At 70.2% G+C, this 16,427-nt stretch carries 10 protein-coding genes and 4 pseudogenes; 5 read left to right on the top strand and 9 right to left on the bottom strand.

Annotated features, from left to right (window positions below):
• Positions 1–51 precede the first annotated feature (51 nt).
• Positions 52–759 (bottom strand): VanZ family protein, encoded by a 708-nt coding sequence (locus tag AB0D48_RS31420; RefSeq protein ID WP_362404582.1) that lies wholly within the window; start codon positions 757–759, stop codon positions 52–54.
• A 373-nt stretch (positions 760–1,132) separates the two neighbouring features.
• Between AB0D48_RS31420 and AB0D48_RS31415 the strand changes: the two genes are divergently transcribed.
• Entirely contained in the window at positions 1,133–1,567 is a 435-nt protein-coding gene (locus AB0D48_RS31415; protein ID WP_362404636.1) for a VOC family protein, read from the top strand.
• 755 nt (positions 1,568–2,322) lie between these two features.
• On the opposite strand, the pseudogene AB0D48_RS31410 reads toward AB0D48_RS31415, so the two are convergent.
• From AB0D48_RS31410 to AB0D48_RS31395, 4 genes and pseudogenes are all read right to left on the bottom strand, one after another.
• Positions 2,323–3,120, bottom strand: a pseudogene (locus tag AB0D48_RS31410) (serine/threonine-protein kinase); the annotation flags it as partial.
• 792 nt (positions 3,121–3,912) lie between these two features.
• Positions 3,913–5,088 (bottom strand): DUF6596 domain-containing protein, encoded by a 1,176-nt coding sequence (locus AB0D48_RS31405; RefSeq protein ID WP_362404579.1) that lies wholly within the window; start codon positions 5,086–5,088, stop codon positions 3,913–3,915.
• A pseudogene (locus tag AB0D48_RS31400) lies at positions 5,085–5,491 on the bottom strand (YciI family protein). The gene AB0D48_RS31405 and the pseudogene AB0D48_RS31400 overlap by 4 nt, the downstream one beginning before the upstream one ends.
• Before the next feature lie 275 nt (positions 5,492–5,766).
• Complete coding sequence (locus tag AB0D48_RS31395; RefSeq protein ID WP_362404576.1) at positions 5,767–6,597, bottom strand: dienelactone hydrolase family protein; 831 nt, start codon at positions 6,595–6,597, stop codon at positions 5,767–5,769.
• Positions 6,598–6,719: 122 nt separating this feature from the next.
• Here AB0D48_RS31395 and AB0D48_RS31390 point away from each other — a divergent pair, with 122 nt between their 5' ends.
• Positions 6,720–7,766, top strand: a complete 1,047-nt coding sequence (locus AB0D48_RS31390; RefSeq protein WP_362404573.1) for a helix-turn-helix domain-containing protein — start codon at positions 6,720–6,722, stop codon at positions 7,764–7,766.
• Positions 7,767–8,267: 501 nt separating this feature from the next.
• Here AB0D48_RS31390 and AB0D48_RS31385 read toward each other — a convergent pair.
• Positions 8,268–9,209, bottom strand: coding sequence for a hypothetical protein (locus tag AB0D48_RS31385; protein ID WP_362404570.1), 942 nt, complete (start codon positions 9,207–9,209; stop codon positions 8,268–8,270).
• Between the two features lie 558 nt (positions 9,210–9,767).
• A pseudogene (locus AB0D48_RS31380) lies at positions 9,768–10,139 on the bottom strand (DUF4262 domain-containing protein); the annotation flags it as partial.
• A gap of 62 nt (positions 10,140–10,201) precedes the next feature.
• Here AB0D48_RS31380 and AB0D48_RS31375 point away from each other — a divergent pair.
• On the top strand, positions 10,202–10,558 hold the full coding sequence (locus AB0D48_RS31375) for a hypothetical protein (RefSeq protein WP_362404566.1): 357 nt from the start codon (positions 10,202–10,204) through the stop codon (positions 10,556–10,558).
• A gap of 546 nt (positions 10,559–11,104) precedes the next feature.
• Here the strand turns inward: AB0D48_RS31375 and AB0D48_RS31370 are convergent.
• Entirely contained in the window at positions 11,105–12,550 is a 1,446-nt protein-coding gene (locus tag AB0D48_RS31370; RefSeq protein ID WP_362404564.1) for an amino acid permease, read from the bottom strand.
• A 205-nt stretch (positions 12,551–12,755) separates the two neighbouring features.
• On the opposite strand from AB0D48_RS31370, the gene AB0D48_RS31365 reads away from it, so the two are divergent.
• On the top strand, positions 12,756–13,319 hold the full coding sequence (locus AB0D48_RS31365) for a YcxB family protein (protein ID WP_362404643.1): 564 nt from the start codon (positions 12,756–12,758) through the stop codon (positions 13,317–13,319).
• A gap of 81 nt (positions 13,320–13,400) precedes the next feature.
• On the opposite strand, the pseudogene AB0D48_RS31360 reads toward AB0D48_RS31365, so the two are convergent.
• Positions 13,401–13,694: pseudogene (locus AB0D48_RS31360) on the bottom strand (RICIN domain-containing protein); the annotation flags it as partial.
• A 197-nt stretch (positions 13,695–13,891) separates the two neighbouring features.
• On the opposite strand from AB0D48_RS31360, the gene AB0D48_RS31355 reads away from it, so the two are divergent.
• Positions 13,892–15,838, top strand: coding sequence for an amino acid transporter (locus AB0D48_RS31355; protein ID WP_362404561.1), 1,947 nt, complete (start codon positions 13,892–13,894; stop codon positions 15,836–15,838).
• Positions 15,839–16,427 lie beyond the last annotated feature (589 nt).

Here is a 16,427-nt window from a genome sequence, read left to right as displayed (position 1 = left end):
CTCGACATGTCGCCGACGTATGCAAAGACGTGTGCACACCGGACACGCAACTCAGCCTGCCGGTACCAGCGCGGGACGGGGCCGCTCCGACGGCTCTTCCGCCGTACCGCGCCACCAGCGGCGCGACGCCAGCGCGGCCAGCACGGCGCCGGCGGCGTTGACCAGTACGTCGTCCACGGAGGACACCCGGTCCAGCCGCAGGACGTACTGTGCGGTTTCGATCAGGACCGAGCAGCCCGCCCCGAGCGCCAGGATCCGCGGCACGGACGCCAGCGCCGCAATCCGCATCGGGGCGAAGAACCCAAGCGCCGCGAAGATCAGCAGGTTGCCGACGATCCCGCCCGGCCCCATCGTGAGCAGGTCCCGCAGCGGTACGAGGCTCACCCGGCCGGGTACGGTGCCGGCCCCGGCGCCCGGCATCATGGTCATCCATACGAACGGCACCGTCCCGTGGACCATGCCCACCTCGGCCAGCGACATCCGCCATGCCGATGTGATGCGGGCGGCACGCCGCCGCCGGCAGGCGAGCGCCCACACCACCAGCGCGGCCAACGGCAGCGCGACCAACGTCATGAGCACCACGCCGTTGAACGTATCGAAGCAGCCGTGCCACCGCCCGGCCATGCACATCGGAGCGGACATCATGAGCGGCCGCCGCACGACGAACACGGCGCCCGTCGTGCCGAGGATCGCCAGGCCGAGGAGCACGATCCCGCGCGTACGGCGGGGCGGTGCTGGCAGGGATGCGTTGTGGTTCATGCCCCCATTGGAGACTGCGGGCCGTTGCCGTGGCGTATGCGATTTTCGATACACCCGCGATACGTGGATCCCTGGCGTCAAGGAACTGGCGTAGGTCGGGCGTGAGATGGTGCGGCCGGGGTGACTGCGCCAGCCCGGTGGATCGGCGAGAGCGCCATCAGCGGGGCGATGGTTCAGGATCCGATCAGCCGCGGACTTCGAGACCCCCTTCGGTCCCTCTTTGACCGCAAACGAGCCGAGGGGAAACAAGCCGGGGCGGGTGACTGACACCGGGTTCGCCAGCCGCTTGTCAGAGGGCGGTGCGAGGATGGCGGTGTGTTCCGGGAGGCACCCGGGGCGGGGACGTGGCAGGTTTCAAGCGGTCGGAGGCGGCATGGCCAAGGAATTCCAGGTGACTTACGACTGCGCCGATCCGGGCGCGCAGGCGGCGTTTTGGGCTCAGGCGCTGGGCTATCGCGTCCAGCCGCCGCCCGAGGGCTTCCCCGACTGGACGGCTGCGCTGACGGCGTGGGGCGTGCCGCCTGAGCACCACAACGACAGGTCGGCCATCACGGATCCGGACGGCAAGGGGCCGCGGGTGTTCTTCCAGAAGGTTCCGGAGGGAAAGACGGCGAAGAACCGCTTGCACCTGGATGTGCGCACAGCACCCGGCCTGACCGGGGACGAGCGGATGGCCGCGCTGGAGGAGGAGGCCACCAGGCTGGAGGGACTGGGAGCGAAGCGGCTGAACCGGCTCGAGCCCAATGGCCTGGACGAGGGGATCATTGTGATGACCGACCCGGAGGGGAACGAATTCTGCCTGGATTGAGGGCAGGGTGCGGGCTTTGAAAGCCATCCGCTCGTCGATCGAGGGGTGGCCTGGTCGAACTCCGACCTCCGACCTCGGCTGCGACGACGACTACTCCCAGCATGAGCCACCACCAGCGGGGCCGGCCTGTTCGGCACAGGTCGGTGGGGGTCCGCGGGGGCGGTGTGACGCGGATCCAGACGGAACCGCAGCTCTCCGGCGGCTTGCACATCTCCTCGGAGCGGTCTCGTCGCTGAGGACGCCGAGCAGGACCATGACGGCTCTGGCGTCGGCCTCTTGGTGATCGCGGGGCAGGGTTCAGAGGGACGTTTCGTACTCGCCCTGGATGCGCATGTGCGCGCCGGCCCCCCCCAGGTGTAGGGGATCCTGCCGGGCGGCACCCAGCCGCCGTCCTTCGGGCGGGTCGCGAACACCGTTGCCACGCTGCCACCGCTCGCGATGACGGGTGTGAGCGTCTTCCACGTGCCGCGGGTCCCGTCGCGGTAGCGGCCGGTGCCCTGCCAGCCCCAATCGGTGCTGCCGCCTCCCGCCGCCGGGATGGGCAGCGAGGCTTTGATCTCCGCTGACCCGAGCGTGCTTCCGGCGCCCCAAGACAGGTCGGCGACGTAGCGGACGGTCGTGCCGACACGGGTGTACCGACCGTCCGCCACACAGGAGCCGAGCGCGCTCAGACCCGACCAGTTGGGGGCGTACGGCATCCAGGTCAGGTGGTGTTCGGCGGCCGAGGGGACGGCCGCGGCCATGGCCAGGGCGCGCTCGATCGTCGGCCGGTCGGCGGGGGCCTTGGCGAGCAGGGCTGTGATCAGCGAGGCAAGGGGAGTGTCGGCCTGCTGCGGTGGTGGGGGATGGTGCAGGGCCACCGCCGCCAGCGTGGCGGTCGGGGTCTCGCGCCGGAAAGGCGACCTGCCCTCCAGCGCCTCGTGCAGCGTGACGCCGAGCGAGAACAGATCGCCGGCACCCTGGTCCGCCGTGCCGTTGAGCCTCTCAGGGGCCATGTACTCGGCCGAGCCGACGACCCCGCCCGTCACCGTGAGCGCGGTGTCGGCCCTGTGCACGGCGATGCCGAAGTCGGCGAGCAGTACATCGCCGTCCGCGGCGAGCATCACGTTGGCGGGCTTGAGGTCCCGGTGCACTATCCCCGCCGCGTGGGCCGCCTCAAGCGCCTTGAGCAGTGCGGTGGCCACCTGCGCCACCCGAGGGGCGGGCATCGGCCCCTCGACCCGCAGGTGTGCCTCCAGGGAGCGCCCCTCGACGAGGTGCATCACGATCCAGGGAACCCCGTCCTCGACCACGACGTCGTGGACCGCGACGATGTGCCGCTTGTCGCGCAGCTTCGCCGCGTTGCGCGCCTCCCGGGCGGCACGGGCCAGCCGTAACGCCTGCTCGCGCTCCGAGCCGGCCTGCTGCGGAAGCCAGACCTCCTTGACCGCCACGTCCACGTCCAGCGCCTCGTCGTGGGCCCTCCACACCCGTCCGAGCCCCCCGGACCCCAGGGGCCTGACGAGCCGGTAGCGCCCTCCGATGGTCCTTCCCGGCTGTCCCTGCGCTGCCAACGGCCCCCGCCCTTGCCTGGTTGACCGCCCGGTCCGGTGCCCGAGCCATCGGGATCAGAGACTACGGATCCCTCCACCGAGGTTCAATGACGGGGCAGTTGCCCGGGCTGCCCGACCTCATCCCGCTGACCCCCGCCGCCAGAAGACTGGATCACCCCAGCGTCCGCGCGCCCCGCCGTCGACCAACCCCACGGCAGCAGAGAGGAGTGGCAGCCGCGTCGGAAAGAGGTACGTGCCGCTGGGCTGGCCCTCCTCCTCGTTCACGGGCGGCGGGCCGGACCCGGCATCGGTCGCGCGCGAGGCGGGCTGCGGTGATTGCGTGCCCAGCACGCCCGGATCCCGAGGGCAGGCCCCGGGCGTGCGTGCGCTTGGCCGAGATGGCGGAGTGCGCCGAGCTGCCGGTCCCCGGGGTGCACCGGCTGGCCGAACCCGGTGATCGGTAGGAATCGGTTTGGCTGACAACCCACGCGGCCCGGATGCCGATTCGTCCGCTGACCTGACCACCCGCACCCATGCCGTGAGGACCCGTCCGTGTCTGACCACCGTCACGGAGGCAGCGACATCCACGCCCGCTTCGCCTCGGTCTTCGACCTCGATGCCCGCCTGCCAGGGCTTCCCGGACGCGGCGGCCCGAGACGCGTGGCGCGTGCAGTTCGGGCCCTTTCCGGAGGTGGACGAAGCGCTGAACTCGTACCTTTCCCTGGCCTTCAGGGAGCCGTCCCTGACTGGTATGCCGCGGCCCTGACCGCCCACTACCGAAACAGCGTGCGTTCGGGTCCACGGGTTCGCCGCTCAACTGCGCAGCTGCGCGTTGAGCCGGGCGGCCTGTCGCGTGAGGTGGTCGCGTTCGGGGAGGTTGGGTGCTGATCGGGCGGCTTGGGCGTAGAGCCGTGCTGCGGTCACTGGATCACCGTCACGCTCGTGCAGGTATGCCGCGACGGCGGCGTGCCGTGGCAGGGAGGGGTTGAGCTCCGCCAGGGCGGCCAGGCCGGCCCGCGGGCCGTCGGCCTCGCCCACCGCGACGGCCCGGTTGAGGCGGGCCACCGGGCTGTCGGTGAGGCGCACGAGTTCGTCGTACCACTCGACGATCTGCACCCAGTCGGTCTCCTCGGCCGTCCGGGCGTCGGCGTGGAGCGCGGCGATGGCCGCCTGGGCCTGGAATTCGCCCAGGCGGTCGCGGGCGAGGGCGGTCTGGAGCATCTCGACGCCCTCGGTGATCAGTTGGGTGTTCCACAGGTTGCGGTCCTGCTCGGCGAGCGGCACGAGCCTGCTGTCGGGGCCGGTTCGTGCCGGGCGCCGTGCGTGGTGGAGGAGCATGAGCGCCAGCAGGCCCGCGACCTCCTCATGGTGGGTCTTGGCCGCCAGTTGGCGAGTGAGCCGGATCGCCTCGGCGGCGAGGTCGACGTCGCCGGAGTAGCCCTCGTTGAAGACCAGGTAGAGCACGCGCAGCACCGTGGCGACGTCACCGGGCTGGTCGAACCTGACGCCGGAGACGGTCCGCTTGGCCCTGCTGATCCGCTGGGCCATGGTCGCCTCCGGCACAAGGTAGGCCTGCGCGATCTGCCGTGTGGTCAGACCGCCGACCGCGCGCAGCGTGAGCGCGACGGCCGAGGCCGGTGTCAGGGACGGGTGCGCGCACAGAAAGTACAGCTGAAGCGTGTCGTCCACCGCCTCGCCGGGGTCGGGCACGGGCTCGGCCTCGACCAGCTTCTCTCGCCGCCGCCGTGAGGTATCGGCGCGGACGGCGTCGAGGAACTTGCGCCAGGCCACCGTGACCAGCCAGCCCTTGGGATCCCGCACGGGGTATCCCCTGCCCGAAGAGTTTGGGGAGGAGTCGTCCGGCCACCCGCGCACGGCCTCTACCAGGGCGTCCTGCACGGCGTCCTCGGCCGCCGCGAAGTCGGCTCCGCGACGGACGAGAACACCGATCACCGCGGGCACCAGCTCCCGGAGCAGCGACTCGTTCACTCGGTGGCCGTGGGCTGCTCGGCGTAGAACGGGCGCACCTCGAGCCATTCGTGGATCGGCTTCCCACCCGCGCCCGGGGCCGCCGACAGCTCGCCGGCCAGCTCCAGCGCGCGCTCGTAGGTCTCGACGTCGATGACCATCCAGCCGGCGATCAGGTCCTTCGTCTCCGCGAACGGGCCGTCGGTGACCGGCGGCCGCCCCTCGCCGTCGTAGCGGACGAACGTGCCCTCCGGGGAGAGCGCCTGACCGTCGACGAACTCTCCGGTGCCTCTAGCCGAGCGGCGAAGTCACGCATGTACTGCACGTGGGCCGCAACCTCCTCGGGCTCCCACTGGTCCATCGGTACGTCGTTGACCGATGCCGGCGCGCCCCGGTAGTGCTTGAGCAGCAGGTACTTGGCCATCATGTTCTCCTTGGTGAGGTACGGCCCATTGTGGCCGTGTTCGCTGCTGGGACGGAGCCGCGCGCGGGTTCTCGACATCCCATCGCGAAGTTTTCTGGCGGACTTCGAAGACTCCGCGCTTCGGCCGGCTCGCGCCCGTCAGCGGCTCACCCCCTTGTGCTGCCGGGCAACGCACTCCACCACTGCGCACCGCTGCCTCGGCAACCGCGTCGGGCCGCCCGGGCCGGGCTCGGCGCCGACGACCTCGGGCTCGGGGAAGTGCGTCCGGGCCCCGGTCAGGTGGCGGGCAGCGGTCGGCCCCCGTGTGGGTGCAGGCGGCCGGTGAGGAAGGCGAGGATCTCGTCGCGGGCCTGCACCGTGGGGTGGCCGGCCTCGTCGACGAAATGGGCGGTGACGACGCTGTGCGCGGTGCCGACCAGGTCGGCGAAGAAGGGCGGTGGGGCCGGGTTGGCGGCGCTGTCCGGGAGGACGCGCCCGTCGAAGGCGTCGCCGAGCAGCGCGCGGTAGGCGGCGAAGCGCTGCCCCGTGCACCAGCGGTCGCCTTCGAAGCGATAGGCGAGGACGGTGAGTCCGTCGCGGTCGAGCCGGTCGCGTACCGCGCGCGCGTCCGCCGCGTCGAGTTCGAGTCCGCCGGGGTCGTCGAGCGGCAGCGAGGGATGGTTGACGACCGGGGCAATCACCGCCGGCTCCAGGGCCATGGTGAGGGCGAAGTTGCCGGTGAAGCACAGGCCGATCGCGCCCACCCCCGGCCCGCCACACGCAGTGTGGGCCTGGCGCGCCAGGCCGCGCAGCCACACCGTCACAGGGCTGGTGCCACCGCCGGCGAAAGCGCGGAACTCGGCGCTGACACAGGCGCGGCGGACGACCTCCCCACCGCCCTCGACCGTGGGGAAGGCGCCGTCCGTCCCGAACAGGGAGGGTACGTGGACGGTAAAGCCCGCGTCCCGCACCCAGCGCGCGAGCCGCAGGACGTCGGGACTGATGCCCGGCATCTCGGGCAGCACCACGACCGCGGGACCGGCCCCTGCCACGTACACAGTCTTCTCCACCCCCTCTACGGCCACGCTCCGGCGGGTGAAGTCGGTGATCGGATCGTCGTCGCTCATGGGGCCAGCCTGGCCCGGCGACCGCCCGCCGGGTGAGGGGCGGGATCGCCAAGGCCAGGGGTACTCTCGCCACACGTGACGGAGGCGAGCGGTTTGCGCGGCGGCCAGGGGGTGCGGGAGCGATGGCGGAGGCGACGCGGCAGGCGGAGGACGCTGTGGCTCAGGGCACCGGGCCGGGTGCGCTGCGGGTCGGGGTCCTGGCGTACCCGGGCTGCTTCGCGTCCGAAGTGTTCGGCGTCCCCGACCTGTTGACGATGGCCGGGCACGTCGCGGGACCGGACGCGCCCGGCTACCGGGTGTCGGTCCTCTCGCCACGCCGCCGGGTCACCGCCTCGGGCGGCGCGAACCTGGACGTGCGTCCCGTGCACGAGGTCGACGTCCTCGTGGTCCCCGGCTTCGAACTGCACCCGGACACGGACCTCGACGCCCGGCTCGCCCGGCTCGCCCCCGAGATCGCGGCGATCCGCGCGCAGGCCGCCGCCGGCACCGCCGTCGTCTCCCTCTGCGTCGGCGCCTTCCTGCTCGCCGAGGCGGGACTTCTCGACCGGCGCCGGGCCACCACCTCCTGGCTGTACGCCGGCGAACTGGCCAGCCGCTGCCCGGACGCCGACGTGCGGCCCGAGCACCTGGTCGTCACCGACACGGGGGTGACGACCACGGCCGCCTTCAGCGCCATGTACGACTTCGCGCTGGACCTGATCCGTAGGCACAACGGCGCCCGGGTGGCCCGCACCACCGCACGGTTGGCGCTCGTCGACGACGCGCGGACCTCCCAGACCCCGTACGTCGACCCGCGGCTCCTCCCTCAGCCCGGCGGGGAGTTCTCCCAGCGGGTCATGCGGCGGCTCGACCAGAACCTCGCCGAGCGGTACGACCTCGCCGCCCTCGCGGAGGCCTTCCGGGTCAGTACCCGCACGCTGCTGCGCCGCTTCGCCGAAGAGACCGGACGCAGCCCGCTGGCCCATCTGCAGACCTCCCGGGTCCGCCGCGCCCGCCATCTTCTGGAGACCACCGACCACACCGTCGCCACCGTCGCCTCGGCCGTCGGCTACCAGGACCCCGGCACCTTCGCGGCCCTCTTCGCCCGCCACACCGGCTACCGCCCGAGCGCCTACCGGGCCGCCTTCCGTCGCACAGCCCGGGCGTCCGCCGCGAATGGAGGCGCATAGGCGGAGGTGGCCGGGCGCAGCCCCATCACCGACATCCCTGCGCTGTGCCTGAACGTCTACGACGTCGCCGACCGGCTCCGCTCACCGCGCCCCAGCTCCTGATCGGGGCTCGGCCCGCCGCAGACCGCCGGTTCGCCGGATGCTCGGCCACGGTGGGACGCGCGGCGCTGGAGAGCGATGCCAGGCTCAGCCGGAGGGCGGCAGCAGCAGCCCGCTCCCTGCCATCCACCGCCGTTGGGTGAGGCCGCCTCACGCCGAGTTGGAATGACGGCGGGGGTACTTCCGCGCTTCGGACGGCGTCGGGGGACCGGAGCGGGGCCGGTGCATGACCTCCGGCCGCGCACGGTCACCTGCTCCCATGGCAAGGGCGCTCCGCTGCTACTGCGGCGCGCATTCTCGCCGCCCATGGCTGGCGGGCAAGGAATGTTGGCGAGTTCGGCGAACGCCCCTTCGGCGTGTCACCCCAGCCTCGCGGTCAACGTGGTCCAGCACGGTTGGCGATCAAGGGGACGGCTGCCAGTCGGGCTGGGTGTTCTGCACCCCCTCGGTGGGCCCGCTGGTGATCCTCTGTTCTGCTGTTCCGTCCAACTTCTTGGTGTAAATGTCGGCGTTTCCGAGTCTGTTCCATGAGCTGTAGACGATCCAGGCGCCGTCCGGTGAGAAGGCTGGCTGCCACTCCTCCGACACGTCGGTGGTGACTTGTTTCTGTCCGGTGCCGTCGATGTTCATCACGTAAATGTCAGTGTTTCCGCTCCGATTGCTCTGAAAGGCGATCTTCTTTCCGTCAGGAGAAAAAGCGGGCCAGGAATCGCTTGTCGGGTTCGTGGTGAGCCGGCGCAAATCCAGGCCACTGCACCCCATGATGTAAATATCGCGGTTCCCGCCGGCGCGTTTGCTGGAGAAGGCGATCTTGCAGTCGGTCGGAGACCATGCAGGTTCCGTGTCCAGTTCCGGATCGAAGGTGAGCTGCATGGGAAGCCTGGCGCTTTCGGGGTCGAGCCGGTAGATCTCGTGGTTGAAGGGCTGCCGGGCGGACACGTCGCGGGTGCTCGTGAAGGCGATGGTCTGCCGCGGCCGGGAAAACCCCGGGGCGAAGGAAGGTTGAAACTCGCCCGACGCTTCTTGGGTGATCCTCATCTCATCCGTACCATCGGAATTCATGGTGAAGATGTCCCAGTTGTCGTCGCGGAGGCGGGCGAAAGCGATCTTGCTCCCATCGGATGAGAAGACGGGATCCCGGTCGGGTACTGAGTTGTTGGTGAGTCTCCTCAGCGACGCGACATCCTCGGGCGTTCTGCCCGCGTTCATGATGTAAATTTCGTCGTTACCGTCGCGGTTGCTCACAAAAACGATCTTTCCGTTCCGGCCCGGAAAGGCGTCGGGTGCCGCATATGCGATCGGCGCCCACGGTGCGAGCAGGGTTATTGCCAGTGCGCCGATCATGAGATGCCGTGACCGCAGCCTCATCGTCACCATCTCCCCGTGCTGCCTGCCTCTTTCGAGGCTACCCCCGCCATCTCGGCTGCGCCCCCTCGGCTGCGTGGCCGCAGTCCTTCTCGGCCATCGGGGGTTTGCCGATCGAAACAACGAGACGGCGCTCAGCTCCCCATTGCCTGCAATTTGACCACCGTGAATCCCCGAGCTGCCCGCCGAACCGAGTCCCGGAAAACCCTGAAGGCTTGCTCAACCGGGCAAGGCCGAGCGCACGGCGCGCCAGCCACCTACGAACGGCTGACGCTGGCTACCGGTGCGCGCACTGCTCTACCCTCGCCTCCGGAACCCGGAACCCGGAACCCGGAACCCGGAACCCGGAACCCGGAACCCGGAACCCGGAACCCGGAACCCGGAACCCGGAACCCGGAACCCGGAACCCTCACCGAACCCGAGCAACTCCAGCTCAAGACCATCCGGACGCACTGCCCTGAACCCGACGCCCTGACCCGTCACGTCCGGTCCTTCGCGGCCATGCTCACCGGCCTCCAGGGGAGTCGCTGCGCACCTTCAACCAGTCGTGAGTGCCGTCCAGACCCCCGGCGGGTGCTCGGCCGGCTTCAACCACAACTGCGGTTGAGACTGCTGGTACTGCTCGTCGGTCCCCGGCTGCCAGAGGAAGCGGCCGTCAGCGTCCGGCCACACTGCTTGGAGGACCGGGAACGGAGGCCGCCGGTAGAAGGAGATCGCGCGCCCGAAGAACTCCCGGTACCAGCGGAGATCCGCTGGCTTCAGGATGACGGGCCGCTCGTCGATGATGCCGTGGCATTCCGCGCCATCCTCCAGCGCAGCTCCGGCCGCAGCCTTGGGGCCGAGGGAGTTGAGCAGCACATGCATCGTCAGGATGTCCAGTCCGAACATGGCAAGCTCAGGCACTGCGTGCGTGTGCCAAGCAGCGCCCCGTCGCTACCGCCGAAGGCGGGAAGCGGGCCCGGCCCGAGGACGTGCTGGCGCAGAATCCCGGCGCCCTGGTGAGCTGCGATTTCCTCATCGGTCAGGAGGACGTCGTGGTGCACACCTTTGCGACGCGAGACCGGCAGGCGATCAACCCGCTCGCCCCAGCGGTCCAGCAGCAGGCGGGGATGGACCTCGAAGCCCTGAGTGCCTACCTGAAGCAGACCGGCGAGGCTGGAGCCGGCGAGCCGCTCGTGACCGCGAGCGGGAACCTCGCCGCCGTACGGCTGAAGCTCGACGGTAAGGGCGACGCGTTCCTGGTCGTCGCGATAGGAGACAGCCCGGGCGCGCAGGACAGCGCGCGCGTCGGCGCACTGGCGAAGGATCTCGCCGGCCAGGTGCGGTAACGCCCAGGCTCCCTCCGCACCTACCCGGAGCCCGCAGCTCCCTGATCTTCCGGGCACGGTCGCCCGCGTCCACATCCGGACCAGGCCCGGCAGCAGGCTGCGCCCACAGCCGGCCGGGGGCGCAGCCGGTGGTCGGCCGTCGTTCCAGAAGTCCGGAACGGCGCCGGCGCCCTCGACGGAGACCTCCTCGGCGGCCACCATCTGCCCGGCGCGCGGGAGCGGGGGGCGAGGCCATGGCGCGAGGGTGGAGAAGTGCCCGGCAGCCATACCGGGAGAAGACGACATCGCTGGCCAGGGTGCCCAGACGGTAGTGGCGCCCCCAGCGGCGGAGGACCTCCGCCGGGTACTGCTGCGGTGCGTGTTCCCGGCGTGGCCCGGCAGGCCGGGCCGGGGCAAAGGCGACGGTCTCCAGCCCGAAGTCGGAAATCCGCCCGGCGGCGACGGCGCTGCGACGAAGGGCCGCCGGTCCGGCAGCCGCTGAGCTACTACGGCGTGACTCCCTCGCCTTTGCTGGCCCCGCCGCCGCCCGTGGCAGCAGGCGTAGCGTCAGTTCCCGGTCCGGTCCGCTGTATCGGCCGGGCCGGCGCCCGCCATCTTTGAGTGGCGGTAGGAGTAGGTGAAGTAGATGACGAGTCCGATCAGGAACCAGACCACGAAGCGGAGCCATGTCTCGACCCGCAGGTAGGTGATGAGCCAGATGGAGGCGATGACACCGACGGCGGGAGTGACGGGCATGAGCGGAGTGCGGAAGGTGCGCGGCAGGTCGGGGCGCCGGTAGCGGAGCACGATGACCGCGGTGCACACGACGGCGAAGGCCAGGAGGATGCCGATGTTCGTCAGCTCTGCCGCTTCCCCGATGGGAACGAAGCCCGCGATGACGGCGGACGCCACACCGACGATCCAGGTCACGCGGGTCGGGACGTGGCGGGTCGGATGCGTCTTGGCGAACCAGCGGGGGAGCAGTCCGTCGCGGCTCATGGAGAACCACACCCGCGTCACACCGAGCATGAACGTGAACATCACGGTGAGGATGCCGATGATGGCGCCGACCGCGATGATGTCGGCGATCACCGGGAGCCCGACCGCCTTGAACGCACTGGAGAAGCCGCTCTCGGGGTCGATCTCCGTGTACTTCTGCATACCGGTCAGGACCAGGCAGGCGAGCACGTACAGCACCATGGCGATGGCCAGCGAGTAGAGGATCGCCCGGGGCATGTGGCGCTGGGCGTCCTTGGACTCCTCCGCGGCCGTGCTCATCGCGTCGTAGCCGAATACCGCGAAGAAGACCGTCGCCGCACCCGTGAAGGCGCCGCTCACCCCGAAGGGGAAGAAGGGGGTGTAGTTGTCCGTGTTGATGTGGAAGAAGCCGACGACGATGACCAGGAGCACGACCAGGACCTTCAGGACGACGACGACCGTCTCGAAGCGCGCGGCGCTCTTGATGCCGAGGTTGAGCAGGTACGCGGTGAAGAGGCACAGAACGGCGGCGATCAGGTCGAAGCGGTGGCCGCCGCCGGTCCCCGGCGCTCCCAGCATCCACGTGGGCAGAGCGGCACCCGTCTCTTCGAGGAGGAAGTTGAAGTAGCCGGAGATTCCGATGGCGACGACGGCCACGATGGCCGTGTACTCCAGCAGCAGGTCCCACCCGATGAACCACCCCACCAGCTCGCCGAGGACGGCGTAGCCGTAGGTGTAGGCGGACCCCGCCTTCGGAATCAGCCCGGCGAACTCCGCGTAGGAGAACGCCGCCGCAGCGCTGGCCACACCGGCGATCAGGAAGGAGAGCAGCACGGCCGGACCGGCCACGCCGTTGGCGACCGTCCCGGCCAGGGTGAAGATCCCGGCGCCGATGATGCCGCCGACTCCGATAGCGGTGAGCTGCCACAGGCCGAGAGTGCGTGTGAGCTGCTCGCTGGGAGCTCCCTCCGTCTCCTCGATGTGCTCGATCGGTTTGCGACGCAGGACGCCCTGCCCCGCACTCAGCCTCGCCATGCGCCCGTCCTTTCAACGAAGGGGTGACGGAACGTCATCATCGCGGCCGGAGCACCCCTATGGAACGAGGCGCCCCGCAGGCCGTCCTCACTCCTCGGCCCCCCAAAAGACCCGCCGCGGCCTCCCGCGAGCAGATGTCCTACCGGGGACCTCGCCGAGCTCCTGATGGCCGAGGGGGGGCGACCCACCTGTAGGCTCCGCGCCCGTGGACGACATACGACAGACAACCATCACCTTCAGCGGAAGCCTGACGCGGGAGGAGTTCGACGAGGCCGTCGCAGCGACCGGGTGGTTCCGGCGACTGCGGTGGCTCATCGTGGTGGCCGCGGTCCTGATGGCGGCGCTGAGTCTGAGGCCCTCCGCATACGGTGACCCGGTCAACGCCGGCCTGCTGACGCTCGCTCTGGTCTACGGTGTGCTCGGCCTGTTTCTGCCCCCGCTGCTCGCCGGCCGCGCGTTCCGCGCCGACCAGGCCACGGGGGACAAGCGGGCTGTCGTCGACGACGCCGGCTTCGTCGTCTCCCGCGGCGCCGAGGAACTCATGCGGGTGCCGTGGCGCACCGTGTACCGCTCCTACGAGACGGAGCGGGTCTACGTCGTGACCGGCCGCCTCGGCTGGAAGGCAGGCCTGCTGATCGTGCCCAAGCGGCTGCTCACGGGGCCCGGCGAGGCCGAGCTGATGGGCGTTCTGCTGGAGACCCGGGTGCGCCGCTCCAAGAACCGCCGGACACGAGGTCGCCAGGCCGCTTCCCTCGGATCGCCTCGCTGACCCTGATGCCAGATGCCGGCGAGGTTGAGTCCGGCCCGGTAGATGGTGGCGGGCGCCTCCGCCTTTCTCGGACGTGGCGTACTGGATGTCCATGCAGCGCCCCATGGAGCGGACGGTGCCGTCGGCCTCGGACTTCCAGACCTGGTTGGCGCCGCCGTGGCAGCTGTACAGCTGGACCGGGGCGCCGTCGCTCATGCTGGCGTCCTTGACGTTCACGCACTGGCCGTTGCCAGGTGTTAGGGAAGCGTCAAGGTTTTTGGGGCGAGGCGCTTGCCTGCGACGTCCCGGTGGCGGGGCATGGGGAGCCGACAGGCACCGCTCCCGCCGCTGCTTCGCCCGCTTTACGTGGGTGTTGGGGGTCTGGAGGTCGGTCATCCGGGTGTGATCCTCGGGGCGCAAGGCCAGGGTGCGCACGGGGAGCCCGCCTGTCGGGTGCGGATCCGTGCCGATCGCGGGCGCATACTCGGTGATCGTGTCGGGGCTGCCAGCGGCCGTTGCGTGGTGTGCGGGACAACCCAGGAAGGGTTGATGGGGATATGAGGGAAGCGGATCAGCCGATGATGCCGGAGGTAGTGGACAGTCCTGCTGCGCGTGAGGAGCCGTCGGGCGCCCTCGCCCGGTGGTTGCTGCGCCACCGGGTGCAGCCGGTGGGGCCGGCGGCGGATGAGGGGCACGCCCAGCCGCACGCGTGGTGGAAGGTGATGTGCCTGACCGGCGTGGACTACTTCTCCAGCCTGGCCTATGTCCCGGCGATCGCTGCCCTCGCCGCAGGGGCGGTCTCTCCGTTGGCAACGCTGCTGATCGTGGCCTTGACGCTGTTGGGGATGCTGCCGATGTACCGGCGGGTGGCGAAGGAGAGCCCGCACGGCGCCGGGTCGGTGGCGATGCTGGAGGACCTGCTGCCGTTCTGGTGGGGAAAGCTGTTCGTACTGGTCCTGCTGGGCTTCGTGGCCACGTCGTGGATCATCACCATCACCCTCTCCACGGCGGACGCCTCCGTTCACGTGGTGGAGAACCCCTTCTTCCCCGCGGCGCTGCACGGCCACGAAGTCGCTCTCACGGTGGCGCTGCTGCTGGTGCTCGGCGGGGTTTTCCTGCTGGGGTTCAGCGAAGCGGTCAGTGTGGCCATTCCCCTGGTCGCGGTGTTCCTCGCGCTGAACGCGGTCGTCATCGGCATCGGCCTCGCCCACGTGTTCACCACCCCCGGAGCGTGGTCCGCGTGGACCGATGCCCTCGCCGAAGGGGGAGGCGGCTTCGGCGACCTGATGGGCCCTGCGCTGCTGGCCTTCCCCCTGCTGGTGCTAGGCCTGTCGGGCTTCGAGACCGGTGTGAGCATGATGCCGCTCGTCGCCGCCGGCGGTTCCGATGACGAGCAGCGGCTGCGCTCGCGGATCCGCAACACCCGGAGGCTGCTGACCACCGCCGCCCTCATCATGAGCGTCTACCTGCTCTCGGCGAGCTTCGTCACCACCCTCCTCATCCCGCACGAGGAGTTCGAGCCGGGTGGCGCCGCAAACGGCCGTGCCCTGGCCTGGCTGGCCCACGAGCACGTAGGCGAGGCGTTCGGCACCGTCTACGACATCAGCACCATCTTGATCCTGTGGTTCGCCGGGGCGTCCGCCATGGCGGGACTGGTCAACATCGTCCCCCGCTATCTGCCCGACTACGGGATGGCCCCCGAGTGGGGACGGTCCGTCCGACCGGTCGTGATCGTCTACACCGCCCTGTGCATCCTCATCACCATCGCCTTCGACGCCGACGTCGACGCCCAGGCCGGCGCCTACGCCACCGGCATCCTCGCCATGATGGTCTCCGGCGCCTTCGCCGTCACCGTCTCCGTCGCCCGCCACCGCAGGCGCGCGGCCACCGTCGGCTTCGCCCTGCTCACCGCGGTCCTGCTCTACGCCCTGGTCGCCAACATCGTCGACAAGCCCGACGGCATCGTCATCTCCGCCTTCTTCATCGCCGGGATCATCATCGTGTCGCTGATCTCCCGTGTCTCACGCACCACCGAGCTGCGCGCCGACCGCATCGTCTTCGACGGCGAGGCGCGCCGGTTCATCGACGATACCCTGGCCCACGACAACGCCATCAACATCATCGCCAACCGCCGCCAGGCCGGTGACGTCGCCGAATACAGCGCCAAGGAACGGGAACAACGTGGGGTCAACCCGGTGCCCGGCCCTGCCGACGTGCTCTTCCTCGAGATTGACGTGGTCGACCCCTCGGACTTCAGTGACACCCTCACCGTGCACGGCGTCGAGGTGGACGGACACCGGATCCTGCGCGCCGCCGCACCCGCCGCGCCGAACGCCATCGCCGCCGTGCTGCTGGCCCTGCGGGATGCCACCGGGGTCCAGCCGCACTGCTACTTCGCCTGGGCCGAGGGCAGCCCGCTGGTGCACATGGTTCGCTACTTCCTTCTCGGCCGCGGTGACACCGCACCGGTCACCCGCGAGATCATCCGCAGCCACGAACCCGACCCAGCCCGCCGCCCCGGCATTCACGTCGGAGGCTGACTGCAGCAGCCGTGTGCGGCGGTGATGTGCGCCGCAGGTCTGGCCGCCGGGTGGTGGTGGCTCCTCGGCATCGGCGTGTGGATTGTGATCGTGGCGTTCCTCCTGGAGATGGTCCACCGCCCGTAGGCCCAGGGGCTCCTCCGCGACACCGTGCCCAGTCCCCAACCGCAGCGGACAGGGAACCTGAGCGCTTCTGGCTACGGGATGCAGCCAGGACGACTTGGGCCGACCAGGAATCCGGGGAGTTGCTGCCGACGGGGCCGCAGACGCTGTGCCGGTACGGCGCGGGGTGGACCGCGACCACGCTCCGGTGAGGCATGGCGGTGGACGAGGCATCGTCCCGACAGGCGCTCCGGCTGACCGGACGGGCCGACAGATCCGCTGCCAGCAGTCTGGACACCTCGCGACTGGGGAGCCGGCGGTCCAATTGCCCGGCTCGGTTGTGGTGACGCTGAGCAGGTGTTCCGTGCGGGTGCCGCAGCACGCGTTGGCTGCGTAAGGCGACTCCACGTCGATGTCCGGCAGCGAGCGGCGCCGCACCGACAGAAACCGCTCGAAGAGCAGGTGCTGAACCGCTAGTCAGCTGTGG

The sequence above is a fragment of the Streptomyces sp. NPDC048269 genome, assembly GCF_040652395.1.
Taxonomy (GTDB): domain Bacteria; phylum Actinomycetota; class Actinomycetes; order Streptomycetales; family Streptomycetaceae; genus Streptomyces.
This window is presented reverse-complemented; position numbering and strand designations above follow the sequence as displayed.

Excerpts from the sequence above, each read along its gene's own strand:
- AB0D48_RS31420 (WP_362404582.1), bottom strand. The coding sequence starts at position 759 with ATGAACCACAACGCATCCCTGCCAGCACCGCCCCGCCGTACGCGCGGG.
- AB0D48_RS31415 (WP_362404636.1), top strand. The coding sequence starts at position 1,133 with ATGGCCAAGGAATTCCAGGTGACTTACGACTGCGCCGATCCGGGCGCG.
- AB0D48_RS31395 (WP_362404576.1), bottom strand. The coding sequence starts at position 6,597 with ATGAGCGACGACGATCCGATCACCGACTTCACCCGCCGGAGCGTGGCC.
- AB0D48_RS31390 (WP_362404573.1), top strand. The coding sequence starts at position 6,720 with ATGGCGGAGGCGACGCGGCAGGCGGAGGACGCTGTGGCTCAGGGCACC.
- AB0D48_RS31385 (WP_362404570.1), bottom strand. The coding sequence starts at position 9,209 with ATGATCGGCGCACTGGCAATAACCCTGCTCGCACCGTGGGCGCCGATC.
- AB0D48_RS31370 (WP_362404564.1), bottom strand. The coding sequence starts at position 12,550 with ATGGCGAGGCTGAGTGCGGGGCAGGGCGTCCTGCGTCGCAAACCGATC.